The 20434-nt window shown below is 67.3% G+C and carries 17 protein-coding genes and 3 pseudogenes; 8 read left to right on the forward strand and 12 right to left on the reverse strand.

The window, feature by feature from the left end:
• Positions 1–8: 8 nt before the first annotated feature.
• The 4 genes from ABZ297_RS05830 to ABZ297_RS05845 all read right to left on the reverse strand — a co-directional run bounded on the left by ABZ297_RS05830 (position 9) and on the right by ABZ297_RS05845 (position 4079).
• Positions 9–1370, reverse strand: coding sequence for an extracellular solute-binding protein (locus ABZ297_RS05830; protein WP_355340002.1), 1362 nt, complete (start codon positions 1368–1370; stop codon positions 9–11).
• A 26-nt stretch (positions 1371–1396) separates the two neighbouring features.
• Positions 1397–2287 (reverse strand): carbohydrate ABC transporter permease, encoded by an 891-nt coding sequence (locus ABZ297_RS05835; protein ID WP_355340005.1) that lies wholly within the window; start codon positions 2285–2287, stop codon positions 1397–1399.
• A gap of 3 nt (positions 2288–2290) precedes the next feature.
• The gene (locus ABZ297_RS05840; RefSeq protein ID WP_355340008.1) at positions 2291–3334 is read right to left on the reverse strand and encodes a sugar ABC transporter permease; all 1044 of its coding nucleotides are present in this window, start codon (positions 3332–3334) and stop codon (positions 2291–2293) included.
• Positions 3335–3398: 64 nt separating this feature from the next.
• Complete coding sequence (locus ABZ297_RS05845; protein WP_355340011.1) at positions 3399–4079, reverse strand: GntR family transcriptional regulator; 681 nt, start codon at positions 4077–4079, stop codon at positions 3399–3401.
• A 271-nt stretch (positions 4080–4350) separates the two neighbouring features.
• On the opposite strand from ABZ297_RS05845, the gene ABZ297_RS05850 reads away from it, so the two are divergent.
• From ABZ297_RS05850 to ABZ297_RS05865, 4 genes are read left to right on the forward strand one after another with little or no spacing between them, the layout of a single operon-like run.
• Positions 4351–5592: an RICIN domain-containing protein gene (locus ABZ297_RS05850; RefSeq protein ID WP_355340014.1), complete on the forward strand. Its 1242-nt coding sequence runs from the start codon at positions 4351–4353 to the stop codon at positions 5590–5592.
• Positions 5589–6266 (forward strand): alpha/beta hydrolase, encoded by a 678-nt coding sequence (locus ABZ297_RS05855; protein WP_355340017.1) that lies wholly within the window; start codon positions 5589–5591, stop codon positions 6264–6266. Before ABZ297_RS05850 ends, ABZ297_RS05855 begins: the two co-directional genes overlap by 4 nt.
• Before the next feature lie 25 nt (positions 6267–6291).
• Positions 6292–9624 carry a sugar-binding protein gene (locus tag ABZ297_RS05860; protein WP_355340020.1) on the forward strand — a complete coding sequence of 1111 codons (3333 nt, stop codon included), beginning with the start codon at positions 6292–6294 and terminating at the stop codon, positions 9622–9624.
• 17 nt (positions 9625–9641) lie between these two features.
• Positions 9642–11606: a beta-galactosidase gene (locus tag ABZ297_RS05865; protein ID WP_355340023.1), complete on the forward strand. Its 1965-nt coding sequence runs from the start codon at positions 9642–9644 to the stop codon at positions 11604–11606.
• Between the two features lie 50 nt (positions 11607–11656).
• Here the strand turns inward: ABZ297_RS05865 and ABZ297_RS05870 are convergent.
• Positions 11657–11842: pseudogene (locus ABZ297_RS05870) on the reverse strand (transposase); the annotation flags it as partial.
• A 50-nt stretch (positions 11843–11892) separates the two neighbouring features.
• On the opposite strand from ABZ297_RS05870, the pseudogene ABZ297_RS05875 reads away from it, so the two are divergent.
• Both ABZ297_RS05875 and ABZ297_RS05880 read left to right on the forward strand, forming a co-directional pair.
• A pseudogene (locus ABZ297_RS05875) lies at positions 11893–12024 on the forward strand (ISAzo13 family transposase); the annotation flags it as partial.
• Positions 12025–12253: 229 nt separating this feature from the next.
• Positions 12254–12634 carry a cytochrome P450 gene (locus ABZ297_RS05880; protein ID WP_355340026.1) on the forward strand — a complete coding sequence of 127 codons (381 nt, stop codon included), beginning with the start codon at positions 12254–12256 and terminating at the stop codon, positions 12632–12634.
• On the opposite strand, the gene ABZ297_RS05885 is transcribed toward ABZ297_RS05880, so the two are convergent.
• Positions 12624–12776, reverse strand: coding sequence for a hypothetical protein (locus ABZ297_RS05885; RefSeq protein WP_355340227.1), 153 nt, complete (start codon positions 12774–12776; stop codon positions 12624–12626). The two genes, ABZ297_RS05880 and ABZ297_RS05885, sit on opposite strands and share 11 nt — an antisense overlap.
• Positions 12777–12800: 24 nt before the next feature.
• Positions 12801–12929, reverse strand: a pseudogene (locus ABZ297_RS05890) (universal stress protein); the annotation flags it as partial.
• A gap of 741 nt (positions 12930–13670) precedes the next feature.
• On the opposite strand from ABZ297_RS05890, the gene ABZ297_RS05895 reads away from it, so the two are divergent.
• Positions 13671–14540, forward strand: coding sequence for a GNAT family N-acetyltransferase (locus ABZ297_RS05895; protein WP_355340029.1), 870 nt, complete (start codon positions 13671–13673; stop codon positions 14538–14540).
• 283 nt (positions 14541–14823) lie between these two features.
• Here the strand turns inward: ABZ297_RS05895 and ABZ297_RS05900 are convergent, their stop codons facing one another.
• Positions 14824–15174 (reverse strand): hypothetical protein, encoded by a 351-nt coding sequence (locus ABZ297_RS05900; protein WP_350810158.1) that lies wholly within the window; start codon positions 15172–15174, stop codon positions 14824–14826.
• Positions 15175–15307: 133 nt separating this feature from the next.
• On the opposite strand from ABZ297_RS05900, the gene ABZ297_RS05905 reads away from it, so the two are divergent.
• A complete protein-coding gene (locus ABZ297_RS05905) occupies positions 15308–15901 on the forward strand; it encodes a DUF1707 and DUF4870 domain-containing protein (protein WP_355340033.1) in 594 nt (197 codons plus the stop codon).
• Between the two features lie 92 nt (positions 15902–15993).
• On the opposite strand, the gene ABZ297_RS05910 is transcribed toward ABZ297_RS05905, so the two are convergent.
• The 4 genes from ABZ297_RS05910 to ABZ297_RS05925 form a co-directional block, all read right to left on the reverse strand.
• Positions 15994–17070: a hypothetical protein gene (locus tag ABZ297_RS05910; protein WP_355340036.1), complete on the reverse strand. Its 1077-nt coding sequence runs from the start codon at positions 17068–17070 to the stop codon at positions 15994–15996.
• 167 nt (positions 17071–17237) lie between these two features.
• Positions 17238–17942, reverse strand: coding sequence for a septal ring lytic transglycosylase RlpA family protein (locus tag ABZ297_RS05915; protein WP_355340039.1), 705 nt, complete (start codon positions 17940–17942; stop codon positions 17238–17240).
• A 311-nt stretch (positions 17943–18253) separates the two neighbouring features.
• Complete coding sequence (locus ABZ297_RS05920) at positions 18254–19780, reverse strand: ATP-dependent DNA ligase (protein ID WP_355340042.1); 1527 nt, start codon at positions 19778–19780, stop codon at positions 18254–18256.
• 218 nt (positions 19781–19998) lie between these two features.
• Positions 19999–20373, reverse strand: a complete 375-nt coding sequence (locus ABZ297_RS05925; protein ID WP_355340045.1) for an FKBP-type peptidyl-prolyl cis-trans isomerase — start codon at positions 20371–20373, stop codon at positions 19999–20001.
• Positions 20374–20434: the final 61 nt, after the last annotated feature.

The raw sequence follows: 20434 nt of genomic DNA on the forward strand, positions 1-20434 counted from the left end.
GGGAGAGGTCAGCCCTGCGGTGCTTTCTGCTCCTTGGCCCAGGCCTCGGCCTTGGACTGCTGGTCGGCCAGTTCCTTGCCAAGGTCAACGTTCTTGCCTGCCAGCATCTGCGCGACGATCGCTGCCATCCACGGTCGGAACGTGCGGAACATGAACTCGGGGAAGTACACGTTGCGGGCGGCGGTCGCGCACTTCAGGAACGCGTCGGCGTACGGCGAGGTCTTCGCGTCGATGAAGCCGGCGTTCTTCCAGGCGGGGAGGATGCCGTAGTTCTGGTACGAGTACTTCTGGCCGTCCGGTCCGGTGAGGAACTTGATCAGTTCCCAGGCGGCGTCCGGGTCCTTGCACTTGGACGAGATCGCCCACTCGCCGGCGCCGACGAACGGGGTCGCGCCGTGGCGGTCCCGGATGCCTTCGGTGACGGCATAGCGCTCGGCCTGGCCGTTGAGGGTGGCGTCGATCATCGACCGGGGGTTGACCGCCATGTTGATGCCGACGGTGTTGTCCTTGGAGCCCCAGTTCTCCGCGCCCTGGCCGATCTGGAAACCGGGCGGGCAGTACTTGGCCACGGCGACCATCTTCTGGATGCCGGTCTTGATCTCGTCGGTGTCGAAGTGGAGCTGGGACGGGTTGGCGGGATCGAGCTTGCCGAGGTCGAGGCCGTGTGCGAAGTACACGAGCATCAGGTGTGAGGAGCTCCGAGGGTCGTAGTACAGGCCGTAGCACTGTTTGCCGGTGCGGGGGTTCTTGCCGGTCAGCTTGGGGGCCTTCTCGAGGATCTCCTCGATGGTCGGCTGGGCACTGAGTGGCTCGACGTCGAAGTCCTTGAACAGTTGCTGGTCGTAGGCGACCGAACTGGTGTCGAGGCTGTCCGGCGAGGAGACCTTTCCGGTTGGGTGGCTGGACCACGCGGGCAGCAGGACGCGGCCCGCCGGCGGCTTGAAGATCGAGTCGACGAAGTTGGCCTGCCATTTGTCCTTGTCGTAGTACTTGTTCAGGTCGATGAGCAGGCCCTGGTCGTAGAACGGGTAGACCGTGTAGCCCTGAATCACGTCGGCCTGACCACCGAGTAGGAGGGTCTGGATCTTGCTCGTGGTCGCAGTCGGCGAGTCAGCGACGATGTCCAGGAAGCTGGCCTTGGACTTGTACGACGTCGTGTCGAGGAAGCCCGTCATACCTTTGATGTTCCGTCGGGTGGTGGCGTCCTGGGTGTCGCGCGACTTGTAGCCGGTGAGGGCGACCCGCAGGGTTGAGCCAGCGCCCGAGGTACCCGACGTCCCACAGCTCGCGGCGGCGATGCCGAGACCGGTGATCACAGTGCTCAGCAGCACCGTACGGCGGGAGACCGGGCGGGTGAGTAGTGCGGTCATTTGTTACTCCTTCGTGGGGCCGCGGCCTATCCCTTGATGGATGCGTTGGCGACGTTCTGGATGATGTGCCGTTGGAAGATGAGGTAGACCGCCAGTACCGGGATGAGCGAGAGGACGGTGGCGGCCATGTTGATGGAGGGTGAGGAGTAGGACTGCGCGCCAGTAGTCGACGCGAACGATGCGATGCCGAGCTGGATCGTGTACTTCTCGGGGCTGTTGATCACGATCAGCGGCCACAGGTACGAGTTCCAGTTGGCGAGGAACTGCAGGATCACCAGCGTTGCAGCGAGTCCCTTGCACAGCGGCAGGTACACGGACCGCAGGATGCGCCAGTCGCCGGCGCCGTCGACGCGGGCCGCCTCGCGCATCTCGGTCGGCAGTGCGTCCAGGTACTGCTTCACCAGGAAGGTCCCGAACGGGTAGGCCATCGAGGGCAGCCACAGCGGCCAGTAGGTGTCGAGCAGGTGCAGTCGCGAGAAGGTCAGGAAGTTGGGGATGAGGGTGGCTTCGCCGGGGATCATCATGGTGGCGAGGAGTACGGCGAGGAAGATCCGCGAGCCTGGCGGGCGAATCTTGGACAGGGCATAGCCGGACAGGAAGGCCGCGCCTACGGACAGCACGATGTCGACGGTGGCGACGAGCAGGGTATTGCCGTAGAGCCGCCAGATGTCGAGGGATCGGACGGTGTAGTCGTAGGCGTCGGTCGACGGGTGTGCAGGCCACAGTTGTGGCGGGAACGGGATGCTGTTGCGCGCGTCCGCGTTGAAGCTCGTGCTGAGCATGAACAGGAACGGCGCGATCATCACCACGCCGCCGATCGCGAGTACGGCGTACCCGACGATGTGTTTCGGGTTCCGGCGCTTGCTGACGCGGACGGCCAGTGCTGGTTGGGTCATGGTCTCGAGAGCTGTGGCCATCGGTCAGGCCTTCTCTCGGAAGATGCGGAAGTTGACGGCCGTAACGATGACCATGGCAACGAAGACGATGAACGAGGCCGCGGACGCCTTGCCGAATTCGAAGGTGTTGAACCCGGTTCGGTAGATGTAGACCATCAGGGTCGTCAGTACGCCGCCGGGCTGGCCGTCGCTGCCGCCGATCTGGTAGACGTCCGCGAACCGTTTGAAGCTTGCGATGCACTGGGTGACGATGACGAAGAAGATCACCGGACGTAGCCCCGGGACGGTCACGTGCCACCATCGCCGTATGGTGCCGGCACCGTCGCACGCGGCTGCCTCGTGGAGCTCGGGGGAGACGTTCTGCAGGCCGGCGATCCAGATCAGGATCAGAAAGCCGATGCCGTGCCAGGTCGACATCACGACGACGCCCAGCCTGGCCAGCGCGGGGTCGGCGAAGAACTTGAGCGGCTCGACGCCGAACAGGCCGAGGAAGCTGTTCACCCAGCCGCCGTCGGTCGGGTAGAAGACGTACAGGAAGGCGATCGACACCGAGATCGCCGACGTCACGTTCGGCGCGAAGAAGATCGACTTGAACAGCGACTGACAGCGCGGCAGCGAGTTGATCACCGTTGCCGCGAGCAAACTCAGTGGCACTGAAAGGACGAGCGATCCGACGCCCATGTACACGGTGTTCCACATCGCGGTCCAGAACATCCCGTCGTTCAGGACCGAGCTGTAGTTGGCGGTCCCAACGAACTTGCCAACGACGCCGTTGCTGTTGGTGAAACTGAGCCAGCCGGCCGAGACCATCGGGTAGATCGTGAACGCGAGCAACGGCACCGTGGTGGGCAGGAACATCAACCAACCAGTGAGCGCGCCGTTGGCGCGCCAGCGAGCCACCCGGGCGCCCCGGGCGCTTGGCGCCGGAGTTGTCTGCGCCGTCACCACTGGACCACCTCGCGGTGCGCGGGTGCGGACTGGGCTCGGGCAGCAGCGAGTGACGTTACGTTCATGGCGACTTCCTGGTCTCGTGAGGACAGGGGGTACCGATCTCGTGGCGGAGATCACTCCCGCGGTGATGGCGTCGCGGGCGAACGGCTCGAAAGCCGGATGTGTGCTGGGAGAGCGGGAGCTAGTGCTCCGAGTCGCTCTCCTCGCGCGCGGTGCGGATCCGGTTGCGGGCGCCGAACAGGTGCTCGCTCAGGAGTGCCGCCGCGGCGTCGACGTTGCCGGATCGCATGACCTTGAGCAGGTCGGCGTGTGCCTCCGCCGAGGGATGCAGATCGGCGTCCTGTGCATTCGATGCTTCGAGCAACACATGGAACGTCGGTCGATGCTGCGCCCACATACTCTGCAGCCGGCGATGTCCGGACAACTCGTAGAGCCTGGAATGGAACTCCAGGTCCGCGGCCGCGTAGTCGGCCGCGGACCCGTCGTCGGCCGCGGCGCGAAGACCTTCCAGCGACTGTTCGAGCAACGACCAGTCAGTGTCGCCGCGACGCATCGTCTCCCGCAGCGCGAGTAGCTCGAGCGCCTCGCGCAGGGAATACAGTTCATCGACGTCGCTCGAGCTCAGACCGGCCACCGCGACGCCGCGCCGTTGCGACACCACCAGTCCTTCGTTCACCAGCAGCCGAAGCGCATCACGCACCGGTCCGCGGCTGACGTCGAACTGCACAGACAGCGTGTCCTCGACTAGGCGGTCGCCCGGTCGCAGCCGTCCCGTCACGATCATCACGCGCAGCTCGTGAGCAATCTGCTCGCCGAGCGGTGCTTGCCGTACCGGTCTGGATACGCTCATCAGTTCCCCCACCGTCAATCGACTACCGTTAACGGTTGACGATACGGCATCCTGAGTCCGCAGTGTGAAGGTTGTCAAGACCTCGCCAGCGGCGGATTTTAGTGGTCGGTAAGGCATTGACGTCATCGATCTGCTGATCGTACGGTCAAGCATCATCCGTTGACCGTTAACCGTCAACGAAGTCGCGAGGCGTTGCCCTTGCCCTCGTACCCAAGTCTCGTGCGGCCGCGGCATACATCACCTCACGCTCCACTGCCGGAGCGCGCCAGAACGGAGATGAGCGATGGAGTCGACCACCCACGCCTACCCGCTCAGCAGGCGGGCGGTACTCGGCGGCGCGGCGGGAGTCGCGCTGGGAGCACTGCTGCCCGGCGCCACAGCGAGAGCCGACCCACCGTCGCCGCCGGCTGGTAGTTCGTGGCAACTGGTGGACTCGTTGAGCGACGACTTCGCGGGCTCAGCCTTCGATCCGGCGAGGTGGCGTACCGGACTGTGGTACGCGACGTCCGGCGTCGGTGCTTTCAATCCCGCCAACGTGTCTGTTGCCGACAGCAATCTGCTGCTCACCGCCGAGCAGGAGTCCTACAACGGCAAGAGCTACACCTTCGGGGCCGTCCAGTCGCTCTTCGAAGTCCCGGGCGTCAACACGTACGTCGAAGTACGCGCCAAGGTTCTCAATTCACAGGCCAATGTTCTCAGCGCGATCTGGATGCAGACCGCCCCAGGGACGGCAAAGAACGACCCGAACCCTGAGATCGACATCGAGGAGACCTTCAACTTCACCGGCCTCCGCACCGGTCTGCATGTCTGGCCCACCTCGTCGACCATCGGCTGGGGCCCGTACCTCTGGGACTCGGGGATCCCCGACATCAGCGCGGACTATCACCTGTACGGCCTGGAACGCCGGGACGGCCGGCTGCGGGTGTACTTCGACGGACAGTTGGGGATCGACCTGGCTCCACCGGATCTGTCTCTGCTGAACATGTCGCGGCGGATGATCTTCAGCCTAGAAGGCCATCTGGGTCAGCCGAACGACGCTTACCTTCCGGCGAGCTTCGCGATCGACTACGTGCGCACCTACTACGCCGTACCGAACATGCCGGATCCGTCTGGTCAGCACCGCCTGGCCAACCGCAAAAGTGGCTTGGTGCTGACAGCCCCAGCCTCCGGATCAGCGACTGATCCGGTCACACAGGAGACGTGGACCGGGTCGGCGCTGCAGCTGTGGACGATCGCGCGGACGGACGACTGGACGTACACGCTGACCAATGCGGCCAGGGGCGGCTACCTCGACCTCAAGGGTGGCTACGCCCAGAACGGCGTCGCGATCGTCCAGAACCCGACGGCGACCACGACCGGCAGCCAGCGCTGGCATGTGTTTCCGACAGATTCCGGCTTCCTCAAACTGCAGTCGCGGCTGAGCGGCAAGGCTGTCGCAGTCGCCGGCGCCTCGCTGGATCCAGGAGTGCAGATTGTCGAGATGGATTTCGGTGACGCACAGAACGATCAATGGATGGTCCAGTGAAGCTGCAGCTGCATACGTGGGGGACCGGCGAGCGAGTGGTTCTCCTGATCCATGGACTCACCGACGATCACACGACCTGGTGGCGGGTTGGGTCGGCGATCGCGGACCGCGGGTACCGGGTGGTCGCGCCGGACCTGCGCGGTCACGGGATCAGCCCGCGTGCCACGACGTATATGCTGGCCGACTTCGCCGATGACCTGGCTGAGTCGTTGCCGGCCGAGGCGGATGTTGCCATCGGCAACTCGCTGGGAGGGCTGGCGTTGTCCGGCGCGGTGGAGCGGTTGCGACCGCTGCGGGCGATCTACCTGGACATCGGCTGGACGCCGATCCCGAGTACGCCGACGCGCTTCGTGCCGCGGACCGCGGAGCACACGATCCGCAGACATCCGGCCTGGAGCGAGGCCGACGTACAGGCGGAGATCTCCTCCGACGCGCGCTGCGACCCGGAGGTGATGTGGCAGATCGCCGCGGAGTTCAACCGCGGGATGGAGCCACCGCCGCTCGTTGCTCCATCCCTTGTCGTCGCCGCGGGCGACGGCCCGATGGTGCCACCAGCACGACAGAACGAGCTGCGATCGCTGGGGTTCGCCGTTCGCGAGGTGCCGCGGTCCGGGCACGTCATGCACCGCGATCGCTACGACGACTTCATGGCCGCACTCGACGGCTGGATCTGAACCCTGACTTCTGGAGGCGCCCACCATGCACACCGAAGAACCGCATAACCGGCCGGCCTGGACCCGCCGTGCCTTCATCGCCGGCGTCGCGATCCCGGCGGGTGCCGCCGCGATCGGCCTCGACTGGCTGACAACGCCGACCGCTCTGGCGGCCGGGACGACAGCACTAGACAACCAGTCCGTCATGATCAGCGACTTCGAGACCGGGCTCGACGGCTGGGTGGCCCGCGACGGCCTGGAATTCGATCCCGACCGCGTCGTCGTATACGGCTTCGAGCAGTCGAACGCCCGGGCGAACACCGGCTCGTGCTCGGCTCTGCTGACCGCCGACTTCAGCCACGGCGCGAAGACCAACGCGTACGTCGCGATTCGCAAGGACTTCAGCTACCCCGGCCGGATCCCACCGACCGGTATGGACATCCAGGAGCTGACCTTCTGGACCTATCCGGTGAACATCGGACGGTTCCTGCTGCGTGCCACGGACTCGACCGGGCAGACGCATCAGCAGCACCTGGTCGTCGGACAGCAGAACCAATGGCTCAAGCTCACCGTCAATACCTTTACCGGCTCCAGCCACTGGGGTGGAGCCAACGACGGCGTGTGGCACGGACCGGTCGCGGCCATCGAGCTGCTCGTCGCGCGCTCGGAACTCTATGCACCGAACACCGCCGGTCAGTGCTGGCTGGACACCATCGAAGCGGTCGTCACACCGCTGCCGCTGGCCCTGACCCAGACCGCGCTGGGCAGCATCTTCCCGGTCACGACCGCGGCATTCTCGGTCGACACGTCAGCGACCGAGATCACGTGGCGGATCAAGGACCTGTGGGGTAACCAGATCGCCTCTCGGACCGTGACACCCGAACCGGGAGAGCCTGTGCAGATCCCAGCAGGGGAGTACGGGTACTACGGCCTGAGCGTTACCGCAGGAGACGCCACACTCGACACGCCGTTCGCCTCGCTGCCCCCGCTCGACCCGGCGCGCGCGACGCCGGAACAGTTCGGGTTCTCCACGCACTTCGGCCGCTGGGGCACCGATCCGATCGACCTGATGGCGTTCTCCGGAGCCCGTCAGGCAAGGGACGGGGTCGGCTGGGCGACCGTCGAGAAGACCAAGGGCACCTACACGATCCCAGCCGCGGCGGACGCGTGGATGCAGAAGCTGCACGACAACAACATCCCGGTGCTGACGATCCCGTTCGGCGACAACCCCCTCTACGACGGCGGGAAGACGCCGTACACGGATGAGGGCATTGCGGCGTTCGCTGCCTATGCCGTGGAGCTGGTGAACCATTGGCGTCCGCAGCTGGGCGGTGTCGAGGTCTGGAACGAGTACAACATCCCCCAGTTCTCCACCGGTCCCGGGGCCACCGACGTGCACAACTACGAGAAGATCCTCGAGGCGACGTACGCCGCGGTGAAGGCGGTCCGGCCGGACCTGCCGGTGCTCGGGCCGGCAACGTCGGGTGTGCCGATGACGTGGCTGGAGGATCTGTTCAAGCTCGGCGCCCTGAACCATCTGGACGTCGTGTCGGTCCACCCGTACCGCTACATGTCGCCACCCGAGGGACTCGACGACCAGATGCTGCAGCTCGACGCGCTGATCAAGCAGTACAACGGCGGTGTGAGCAAGCCCATCTGGATCTCCGAGATCGGCTGGCCGACCGACACCCTGCACCACGTCAGCGAGCGAGCCCAGGCAGAGGACTTCGTCCGCTCCTGTGTACTGGCGGTGTCGGTCGGCGTGGAGCGGTTCTTCTGGTACGACCTCGTCAACGACGGCCTCGATCGCACCTACAACGAGAACAACTACGGCGTACTCCGCGCGGTCAACGATCCGCTGGGCGAGTACACACCGAAGCCCGCGTACGTCGCCTTCGGCGTCATGAACCGCCAGTTGGCCGGCACGACGTACGACCGCCGCGAGACCGCCGTACCCGACGGAGTGCGCAGCTACCTGTTCCGGGACGGCACCGCGGAAACTCGGGTGATGTGGTCCACGACAGGCCGCCAAGACGTCACGCTGACGACGCCTGATCCGCTGCAGATCACGGACCTGATGGGGCGTTCGCTCAGCTATCAGCCTGATGAGTCGCGGGTGTTCGTGTCCTTGGGCGGGGACCCGGTCTTCGTCAACGGCAACGTGAGCGCCGTCACCGCAGGCTCGCCGATCGCGATCTCGGCCAGTGCGGTGGCCATCGGAGACAACGTGCCGATCACGTTGAGCGTCGACGCCACCGGTGCCAGTACGCCGCTTCCCGCGAGCTTCTCCATCATCGGCTCGACGGCACCCAAGACGCTCACCGCCGCGGCTGGCACCATCGCGCGTCGTACCGTGTCAGTGCCCGGACTCGACCAGGTTGGCACCCGGACAGTCGTTGCCGACGTCAAACTCCGCGGCCGCCGCGCCGCCCGGATCGCCGCCGACGTACCCGTCCTCGTGCCGCTGACCGTGCAGGTCGCACCCTTGGTCGTGAACGCGGACCCGCTGCAAACTCAATTGACCCTGTCCGTGACCAACAACTCCTCGGCCCAAACCCGCGCCATCAGCACGGTTGCATGGTCAGTCGGTCCACAGAACGGGACTCTGGACGTCAACTCAACCTTGGCTGCCGGGGCCTCGACCCAGATCGTGGTGCCACTGCCGATGGGGCTCCTTCCGTGGAAGCCGTACGACACCACCGTCACGGTGCACGCCGACGCACTCGCGACCGCAACCAAGACACTCAAGGCCACGTTCGCGCCGGTACCCAAGCGCACCGTCACCGTCGACGGCACGCTCGACACGGGGGTGGCCGACCTCCCCGGCATCGATCTCTCGACCGACGGACGCTGGACGACCCTCAACGCGTCCCAGCCGTACGGCGGCGCCACCGATGCGGGCGGGAAAGCCTGGCTGTTCTTCGACGACAACCACCTTCACTTGGTTGCCGCGATCACCGACAACACGTTCTCCCAGAACTACAGCAGCGGAAACACCTGGCAGGGCGACAGCATCCAGTTCGCGATCGCGGCGGGATCGCCAGCGGCCGGCGGGCCCACGCCGTACCGGTTCGCCCTCGCGCTCACGCCATCGGGACCGCAGTTGAACCGCGACCTGGCTCCCGCCGGTGTTCCGCTCGGCCTGGTGACTTCCGCGACCGCTGCTATCGGACGGAACGGAACCACGACAGTTTATGAGGCTGCGATTCCGTGGGCAGAGATACCGATCAACGCGACGACCGGGCCGTTCGCGTTCGACCTGCTGTACAACGACAACGACGGCAGTGGCCGGAAGGGTTACCTCGAGTGGGGCGTGAGCCTAGGGTCTGGTAGCCCCGACCCGTCCCAGTTCTTTGCCTGCCAGCTGACTCAGTCATGAGCGGGTGGCTTCCAGGGGTGACCTCGATCAGCTACGGCGGCGACTACAACCCAGAGCAGTGGCCGGAGGAGACCTGGCCGGAAGACATCGAGCTGATGCGGCAAGCCGGGGTCAACCTCGTCAGTATCGGCATCTTCTCCTGGGCACTGCTGGAACCGCGGCGGGGCGAGTACGACTTCGGCTGGATGGATCGGCTGTTCGCTCTGCTGCACGAGGCCGGTATCCGCATCAGCCTCGGTACGCCGACAGCCTCGCCGCCGGCCTGGTTCTTCCACGAGCATCCCGAGGCCCGCGTGGTGACCCGGGACGGGACGGTCCTCGGATTCGGCTCGCGTGGCATGGCCAGCCCGAGCTCACCGGCGTACCGGGAAGCCAGCGTGTCCATCGCCCAGGCGCTCGCTCGTCGCTACGGCAAGCATCCGGCGCTCGCACTCTGGCACGTCCACAACGAGTACGGCGCGCCCGTGTCCGAGTGCTACTCGCCCGACAGCGTACGGGCGTTCCGGCGCTGGCTGCAGGAACGGTACGGTTCGCTGAACGCGCTCAACCAAGCGTGGGGTACGGCGTTCTGGGGCCAACGCTACGGGGAATGGGAACACGTGCCAGCGCCGGCGGTATCCCCGAGCGTGGTGAATCCCGCGCAGCGGCTGGACTTCGCGCGATTCACGTCCGACGCGTTACTGCAGTGCTTCATCGCCGAGCGCGACGTGATCCGGGTGGAATCTGAAGCACCGATCACCACCAACTTCATGGCCGGATCCTGTCCGTCGGTTGACCTGTGGAAGTGGGCCAATGAGATGGATGTCGTTGCCAACGACCACTATCTGGACGCCGCGGATCCGCGCAACCACGTCGGCCTGGCGTTGTCCGCGGACCTGACCCGGTCGCTCGCGGGCGGGCGTCCCTGGATTCTCATGGAACACTCGACATCCGCGGTCAATTGGCAACCCCGCAACATAGCGAAGCGGCCTGGCGAGCTGGCCCGCAACGCACTGACGCACCTCGGTCGCGGCGCCGACGCGGTGATGTTCTTTCAGTGGCGGGCGTCGCGATCCGGCGCCGAGAAGTTCCACTCGGCCATGCTGCCGCACGCGGGTACAGGGAGCCGGATCTGGCGCGAGGTGTGCGCTCTGGGGCGGGGCCTCGGCCGGCTGGGCGAGGTTCTCGGCTCCGAGGTGCGCGCGGAGGTCGCGATCCTGTGGGACTGGGAGTCGTTCTGGGCACAGGACCTGGAATGGCGACCGAGCGTCGACCTGTCCCACCGCGAACGGATCGACGCCTTCTACGACCGCCTGTGGCGCGACGGAATCACGGTCGACTTCGCCCACCCCGAGTCTGACCTGTCGACATACAAGCTGGTGGTCGCACCGGCGTCGTACCTGCTCACAGATGTTGCGGCGAGCAACATCCGCCGGTACGTCGAGGACGGCGGCACGCTCGTGGTGTCGTACTTCTCCGCGATCGTGGACGAGTACGATCGCGTACATCCCGGGGGCTACGTCGCGCCCCTGCGAGAGGTGCTCGGCCTGACAGTCGAGGCTTTCCTGCCGCTGCGGGCAGGGGAGACTGTCACGCTGACAGGCGAGATGACATGCGACGTCTGGGCTGACGACATCGCATTGGAAGGGGCCGAGGTACTGGCCGTCTTCGAGGACGGGCCAGGCGCGGGCAAGCCGGCCATCACCCGGCACACGCTGGGCGCCGGATCGGCGTTCTATATCGCGACGCGGCTCGGTGTGGACGAGCTGTCCGTTGTACTGCGGCGGCCGTATGACGATGCGGGCATCGCGCTGTCCACCGCTCCGGACGATGTTGAGCTGATCCGACGGCACGCGGATCACGCCAACTACCTGATCGCTCTGAACCACAGCGATCGGCCGGCGCAGCTATCGGTCGCTGGAACGGACTTGCTCACCGGCAAGACAGGTGACTCGCTGAAGCTCGAGGCTGGCGGCGCCCGCGTCGTACGAGTCTGCCTTTGACTGGGTGTGTCAATTTAACGGCTGATCTTGGTCGTTGAGTGGTCAGTTATTGCCCACGCGTCCGACCACAGCTTCACGATCGCCGGATACTTCCGGCCCCAGGACTCCTGGAACTCCAAGAACCGCTCCATGGCCGCGTCCTCGCTGGGCGCGGTGTAGACAGGCTTGAGAGCCTTGGCGACCTTGTCCCAGTCTTGGCGGGCGGCGTAACGGAACGAGTTTCGCAGCAGGTGGAGCCGTCAAGAAATAAGGCGTTGCTTTCTGATCTTGGGCTCGTTGGAGTGGTATGGCCATCTCCAGCGACGTTCGCGACCAACTCGAGCGGAAACTCGAGGTGCTGTTACCGCACCTGAACGAGCGTCAGCGGCGCCTGGTACTGGCGCAGGAGGCCCGGTTGCTCGGGCATGGCGGGGTTCGGGGTCCCCGTAGCTTCGGCCGAAAATCCAACAGATAGGCCTCTGGCCTGCATTGACAGGCGGAGCTCAGGTCTGGCCCACCAGCCCGAGACCTCTGCATAAGTACTGGTGAGAGGCATATCTGTTGGATCCTGCGCCATTACTACCGGGACCCAGGGAGCGCTGTGGCTGCTGGCCTATCCGGAGCAGTGGCAAGCTCTGGTGCAGGACCCGTCGAGGATCGACGCGGCGGTGGAGGAGATCCTGCGCGCGCCCGGCCTGGGCGGGGGCGGTGTCCCCCGCTACGCCCGCACCGACCTGGAGATCGCCGGTGCGCACGTGCGCACCGGAGACCTGGTGTTGCTGGACAACGGCGCGGCCAATCACGACGCTGCTGTGTTCACCGACCCGGACAGCTTCGACATCGACCGCCCCGCCGTGCCGCATCTGAGCTTTGGCCACGGCGCCCATTACTGTATCGGCGCGCCCCTGGCCCGGATCGAGCTGCAGGTGGTTTTCTCCCAGCTCGCCGCTCGCTTCCCGACCCTGAAGCTGGGCTGTGCGCCAGAGGAGCTGAGCTTCAACGCCCACGTGCTGACCGGTGGCCTGACCGCCCTGCCCGTCACCTGGTGACCACCATGACGAAGACGAGCACGAGGACGAACTTGCGCCGGCCGGTCTTCGGCCGGCTGTATCCGATGATGGCCCGCGCTCTGGACGAGGGCGGCCTGGCCGAGCGCCGCCGCGAACTGCTGGCTGGCCTGACCGTGCGCACCCATCGCCGTACCTCCTCAAAGGCAGCGCCCGCAGGCAGATCCAGAGTCGGCATAACGTGCACGAGACGTACCGTGACCCCCCTCATGGCGGCCTCGCCTACGGCCCATCCCACTGCCACGAGGCTCTCCGGGGAGCCGTCCACACCCACCATGATCACGATGTCCTCCGAGGCGTTACAGGCCGAATCCCCGTCGGTAGCCGCGCACTTTCATCCGATCGCATCAGGGTGGCCTCGGGCAGGGTCGGAAGTCTCGAGGTAGGTGTCAGCAGGCAGGTGTCCGGCATCCAGCCGCCGCAGAAGCCATCGACGGAGTCCGAGAACAGGACACGCAAAAGCGGGGCGTCGTAAACGGAGGTCCGCAGAAAGCCTCGGCCTTCAGGACGCTGTTGCCCAATTCGGCGCGCCTTCTTCGCCTTGATCGTTTTCTGGTTCAGGATGTCGTCCCTCTGCTCGGGGTCCCCCTCACTGGGCGGTGTCGATACGGCCGCGTGCTTGGCCAGAGATTCCCGAGATGACCGTGCGAGTGGCCCGGGCGGCGTTTCCGAAGGGGATACTGGCCATCCGGATGAGGGATGCCCTGGGTCCGTTGTTGGGACTGTACGGTTTCGGCTCTGGCGCACATCCGGTGGCCGCCTGAGGCCCCTTCGGTGTGTGCGGCAGGCTGCCGGCATGAGGGTCCTCATGCTTGGCGGCACCTGGTTTCTCGGCCGCCGCGTGGCCGAGCGGCTCGCCGAACGAGGGGTGCCGCTAAGAAGCGTGTCGCCAGCCGCAAACGAGCGTGTTCGGGCAGGTCAGTGGCAGGGTGCGTGCGTGATCACGGCGACGCCGGTTACTGACTGCCGGTGGGAAATCCGGGTGCGGAGGGTCGGTGGGGTGGTGTGTGATCGAGGGATGGCGATCGAGATGGGTAGGCCGGGGGGCGACGGGCTCGGTGACGTGCTGCGGGTGTTGGGGGAGTGGCAGTACGACGGAGGGCCCGTGCAGTTGCATCCGGGGGATGTGGGGTGGTTCTGGCGGTTCGGTGCGGAGCGGACGGCGGAGGCTACGCGGACCTGGAGTCGGGCTGGGGAGGTTCTGGCGGTCGGGCTGCTGGATGGTGCGGAGTTGCTGCGCTTGGCGTTTTCGCCGGAGGCGTTGCAGGACGAGGAGTTGGCGCAGCAGGTGGTCGAGGACGTGTCGGCGCCTGAGCGTGGTGTGCTGCTCGATGGCAAGGTGTACGTCGAAGCGCCGATGGGTGCGCTGGTCCAGGACCTGTTGTTCAAGGATGGCTGGGAGAGCGGCGAGTCGTGGACACTACTTCGGCGTGACCTCGGCGCGCCTGTGCCGGATCCCGGCGTTCGCGTCGAGGTGATCGGGCCGGAACAGGCGCGCGAGTGGGCCGCGGTTCTGCGGGCGTCGTTCGACGGGTCGACGTTCACCGACGAGCGCTGGCACGCCATGGCGGCAGGTGCGCCGTATGACGACGCGCGGTGCCTGGTCGTTCGCAATGAGCAGGGCGAGGCGGTGGCGGCCGTGACGGTGTGGTCGGCGGGTGAAGGCAAGCTAGGGCTGATCGAGCCGATGGGGGTGCATCGGGCACACCGCGGTCACGGTTACGGCCGAGCGATCACGGTCGCCGCGGCGCGCGCACTCCAGGAGTTGGGTTCGTCCAGCGTGGTCGTGTGCTGCCCGAGCTCCAACGTCGGCGCCGTCGCCACCTACCAGTCGGCCGGCCTCGAGCAGTTGCCCGAGAGACGGGACCTGTACCGCAACGCTGCCTGAGGCTCTCGGTGTGGGTCGTCCAGGATCGTCCAGTGCTCGACCAGCTCATCGATGTGCATCGGGTGCCCACCGGCACCCCATGGGCTGAACCTCAACGTCCGCCCGGTGATCGCGTTGTGGTGCTTCGCCGGCGGGCCGTCGGCCCTCGGCTGGGTTCGTGACCGTCTGTCCAGAAAGGCCCAGAGCGCACCGCAGGCCTGACCGCCCCGTTGTCGTGGTGGCGTGTTCGTTGCTTGTGTCGTGTGCAGCAGGGAGCGGTCGGCCCAATGGGGTGATCGGTGAGTCAGTCCTGCTGACCGTTCGCCTCGCGGCGGCGGCGTTCGTTGTAGGCGCGCATGCGCGCCGGGTACCCGGTGAGCTGCACGTCGTAGACCGGCAGGGCAAGGTCGCGGGCGACCTTGTGGATCACGGCGGGGGAGCCCACCCTGCGCCTGGTCCATTCGCCGTCGTCAGCCACCGCGACTGCGGTCGTGTCGGTCGCGAAGGTCTCCGGCTCGACGTAGAACTCGACGCCACGCCGCGACCGGGCGAAGTCGATGAGGGCTTCGATGTCGGCGTCGGTCGCCTCACGGTCGAACTTTGCGACCTTCGCACCCCGCAGTCGCCGGATGCCGTAGCGGTCTCGCCATCTCATGGATCCTTTTTATACCGCCAAGAGGCGCCGCGCGTCGGGGTGATCTAGGGGATACATCCGGGATAGTCCCGATGGCCACGCCGCTTCGCGCCGAAGCAGTATGGAGGTTGACTGCCCGAACCGAAGGAGAGGCATGACCGTTATGGCTGGGGTACCCACACCCCCGGGCCCGGGACAGATGCCGCCGGCTCACCTGCGCGTCACCAACCAGGACCGCGAGCATGTCGTGGAGCACGTCAAGGCCGCCTACGCAGAGGGCCGCTTCGACAAGCTCGAGTTCGACGAGCGCCTGGAACGTGCGATGACCGCGCGTACGCACGGTGACCTGATGCCCATCATGACGGAGCTCTACGGCACCCGCCCTGCCCCGAGCATCTACCCGGCACCGCCGACCGCCCGTCCGGATGCGCCCACGGAGAGCAACGAACGTCTCGGCGCCTCCCTGGCCCACCTGCTCACCGTGGTCGGCTTCCCGATCGTCGGCCCGTTGATCCTGCTGCTGACGGGCGCCAAGACATCGCCCTACATCAGGCAGCACGCGGTGGAGGCCCTCAACTTCCAGCTCACGGTCCTGGGCGCCACCATCCTGCTCCCGTTCACGTTCGTCGGCATCGTGCTCATCCCGGTTCTGTGGGTGGCCGCCTTCGTCCTGTCCATCGCTGGAGGTATCTCCGCCCTCTCGGAGAACTCCTTCCGCTACCCCTTGACGGTCCGCCTGGTCAAGTGACCCGGCCCTGCCCGCCCCGGGTGCGCCCCGCTCAGGCTGAGGACAGCTCGGCAGGGTCCTGATCGCGGGCCGGCCGGTGAGCCGCATCGTCCTCAGCTCCGCCCGCAGTGGCGGCAACGGCCGCGTCTGCGCAGGTGGTAGGCGAGGGCGGCGGTGGCCAGGGCGCCTCCCCAGAGCGGCCAGAACGTCTCGGGCAGCCAGGCTCCCCATTCGGACAGAAGAAAGCGTCCGGCGAGCCACTGGCGGATGTACGTCAGGCCCGCCACGGTGATGACGATCGCGACCAGGGTGGCCGGGACGATGGCGAGCAGCGGCGGCACCCGCCTGCTGCGCAGGCCGGGGATCCAGCGGGGGAAGATCTCGCCCCAGCGCTGCGTCAGCCCGAGCGTGAGCAGGCCGCCGCCCGCCCCGAAGGTGGCCAGGTAGGCGCCGGCCAGCCAGATGCCGGGAGCGTCCTTAGCGCCTTCGTCGAGGAACTCCTTGCTCACCCCGAGGGGGATGTCCAGAGCCCAGCTCCACCGGGTCGCGCAGTACACGAGCGGGACGGTGACGGCGACGTAGACGGCGACGCGGCCCCAGCGGGCCGCCGCGGCGGGGGACGTCCAGCCGTCCTCGTCGGTACGCCCGCAACCGGCGCACGCGTCCCGGCCGCGCCGCCGGTAGGCGACCGCGCCGACCGCCAGCAGCAGCCCGCCGAGCATGCACAACAACTGGTTGAGGACGGGCCAGGGCCAGGCATCGGACAGCTGGACGCCACCGAGGCTCCAACCGGTGAGGGGCGCGACCAGCAGCAGCGGTGTATAAGCCAGTCCCATCATGACGCGGGAGTCGGGAATCACGACGGCCAGCAGCGCGGCGAGGGGCCAGGCGAGGAACAGGGGGGCGAGGCGTAGCGGCCCGCGTCCGCTCGTCCGGGCCAGCGCCAGGGCGGTGACCGTGCAGAGCAGGCCGAAACCGGCGATCCACCAGCCGCCGGGGGTGGGGTCGAGCCCAGCCAGGATGGACAGCGCGCCGTCGGGGTCGGGATCGCTCCGGCCCCAGGGGAAGCCCGGCGCGCCCAGCGCCCACGACAAGCCCAGCGCGCCGTAACCGAGCGACCACACCGCCGCCGCGTACGCGGGCCACAGCGCACGGCGCGTGCGAGGAGATCCAACACTGATCGTTGTCATATGCCCAGCGTCGTGCCCCCGACAGGTCGGCGGCCATGTGCCGTTCGGCAGATCCTGACCGCCGTTGGACGTCGTGTCTGTGCCATTCGGGGGGCGCGGCGGCGTCGGACGCTGTGCTTGTGCGTTCAGGGGGTGGCGTTGGGCGTTGTGCTGCGGTTCAAGGGATGTCAGCGGGCGAGGACCTCGTACCTGACCGTCATGACGCCCGCGCTGATGCTGCCGATGGCCTTGAACGCGGCTGCGGAGAGGTCCAGGCAGCGGCCGCCGACGAACGGGCCGCGGTCGTTGATGCGGACCGTGACCGACTCGCCGCTGGACGGGTTGGTGACACGGACCCTGCTGCCCATCGGCAGGGACTTGTGGGCCGCCGTCATCGCTGACGGGTCGAAGCGCTCGCCGCTGGCCGTCATCTGGCCCTCGTCGTAGTAGGAGGCGCCGCAGGTGCCCGACGACAGGACGCGGGTCTTCGGCTTGGCTGGCTCGCTCTTCTTGGGCGCCCGCGCCTGCTCCGTCTTGACGGTCTTCGGCAGGGCTCCGTTCGGAGGGTTGGGGGCGGAGGACGTCCTGGGCGCGGAGGACGGCTTGGGCTTGGAGGCAGCGGACGGGGTCGTGTCAGGCGTGGACGCAGGGCTGGGCGTCCCCGAGCTGGTGGGTGCCGGGGTGGACGGTTCGGGGGTCGCGGGGGAGGGGGCGGCGAGGTCCATTGTCGTCGTCGACCTGGGGGCGTCGTTGGCGACGGCGGCCCAGGCGGTGGTGGACGCGGCCGCGACGACGGCGGCGCCGGCCGCGACGGTGACCCATCGGCGCTTGGAATGACCTGTCGCGCGCTCGGTCGGATTGGGACGGAACGGTTTGCGGGAGTGCTGGCCCAAGGGAACCACGGTCCTTGTTAGGGGACAGGACAGGGAAGGCCAGGACGGGGACAGGAGTGGGGGCGTGCGTCGGCCGTTCCCGAGAACGAGGGCGGGGGAGCCCTCGAGACGTGGACAATACGGGACAAACTGCAGGCAAAGGCAAGTTAAAGGAACATTCAGTGACATATTATCACTTAAGTAACAAGATTGCCCAGAGCTCCCACGGTACGCCGTGGATCTACCGGATTCTGGTAAAACGACGACCTCCATACCGCATGCGTATGGCTCGTGAAGATCGCGCTCTCTCGCGGAGGCGCCGCGACGCTCGTCTAGAGCATGAGGGAGCGGACGGTTTCCACCGTGTCGGCGTCCTGGGGACGCTTGTCCGGGCGATAGCGCAGGACGCGCGCGAAACGCAGCGCCATCCCGCCCGGGTAGCGGGGCGAGCGCTGCACCCCGTCGAAGGCGATCTCCACCACCAGTTCGGGACGGAGCCGCACCATCCACTCCTCTGTCGGCCCGTCGGCCAGCTCCAGGAAGCGCTCTGTCTGCCAGGCCAGCAGCTCGTCCGTCAGCCCCTTGAAGGTCTTGCCGAGCATGACGAAGCCGCCGCCCTCGGTGTCGCGCGCCCCCAGGTGGAGGTTGGACAGCTTGCCCTGACGGCGGCCGTGACCCCATTCGGCGGCCAGGACGACCAGGTCGAGCGTGTGCCGCGGCTTCACCTTGATCCACCCGGCGCCCCTGCGGCCCGCCGCGTACGGCGACGCCAGGGACTTGACGACCAGCCCCTCGTGCCCGGCCCTGACCACGTCGGTGAAGAACTTCTCCGCCTCCGCCACGTCGGACGTGACGAGCCGAGGCGTCAGCAGGGCCTGCGGGATCGTCCGCGCGAGCACCTCCTGGCGCTGGGAGTAGGGCAGGTCGAGCAGGTCGGCGCCGTCGACGCGCAGCGCGTCGAAGAAGAAGACGCTCAGCGGAGTCTCCTCGCGCAGCCGCGACACGTTGGTCCGGCTGGTGGCGCGGCCGGCCGTCACCTGGAACGGGTGCGGGCGGCCGTCGGGACGCAGCGCGAGCACCTCGCCGTCGAGCACCAGATCGCCGGACGGCAGCCCCCGCACCGCCTCGACCAGCTCGGGCACCTGCGCGGTGATGTCGTCGAGGGTGCGGGTGAACACCTTCACCTCATCACCCGAGCGGTGCGCCTGGACCCGCACGCCGTCGAGCTTCCACTCCAGAGCCGCGGGCGCGCCGGCCTTCTCCAGCGCGGCGGCGACGTTCGGCGCGCTGCCCGCGAGCATGGGGGAGACCGCCCGCCCGACCTCGAGCCGGAACGCGTGCAGCGCCTCCACCCCGCCGGCCAGCGCCGCAGCCCCGACCGCGGGCAGCCAACCACGCAGCGTCAGCGCCTTCCGGACGTCCGCCGACGGCGCCCCTGACGCCTTGGCGATCGCCTCGATCATCACGCCGTCGAGCGCGCCCTGACGCAGCTCGCCGCCGAGCAGGCGGAGCATGAACGACTGCTCCTGGCTGGTGAGACCGGCGAACAGCTGGGTGACGGCGCTCTTGCGTGCCGCCTGCGAGCCCTGCCCGGAGATCGCCTTGATGCGGGTGAGTTGCTCGTCGACGGCGGTGAGCGTGGCGGTGGCGATCAGCTTAGGCTCGGGAAGCTCCTGCAGGGTGCGCCAGCCCACGCCGATCTGGCGCTGCGGCAGCTCGCCCGACAGGTAGGAGATGGCGATCTCCGCCTCGTCGGGGCCGACCCGGCCGAGCAACTCGGCGAGGTGGCCGACCTTGCCGAGCCTGGCGGACGTCCGCGTCACCGCCTCGGAGACCCGGACCACGTCGATCAGTAGCACACGCCTATCGTGCCTCACCTCGCCGAGATTTCGTACATTCTTTCCTGTCCGGCCGCCGGGCGGTCAGTCCGTGTCGACGGCGTGCCGCCGCGTCACGTGGCTGTTCGCCGTAACAGCGCGTCTCGGCCTGGGCTTGCTGGATCGGTGCGGTCGCCCGGTGAGCTGCCTGGCGGTGGCGGGCCCGGGCCGTGGAGGCCGGGGTGGGCCCGCCCGCGGGTTCAGCTGACGCCGAGGAGGTCGACCACGAAGATGAGGGTCTCGCCCGGCTTGATGCGGGCGCCCGCGCCGCGGTTGCCGTAGCCCAGGTGCGGCGGGATGATCAGCTGGCGCCGGCCACCCACCTTCATCCCCGCCACGCCGCGGTCCCAGCCCGCGATGACCCTGCCGCCGCCCAGCGGGAACTCGAAGGGCTGGTTGCGGTTCCAGGACGCGTCGAACTCCTCGCCGGTGGAGAAGGCGACACCCACGTAGTGGACGCTGACGTTCTGGCCGGGCTTGGCCTCGGGCCCGGTGCCCTCGGTGATGTCGACGATCTCCAGGTCGGCGGGCGGGTTGCCTCCTGGGAAGTCGATCTCCGGCTTTTCGAGTGCCACGAAGTGCTCCTGTGGACGATGTGAATGGACCCGACGACTCTATGCGGTCGGGATATCGTCA

The organism is Nonomuraea sp. NPDC005983 (assembly GCF_040614375.1).
Lineage (GTDB): Bacteria > Actinomycetota > Actinomycetes > Streptosporangiales > Streptosporangiaceae > Nonomuraea.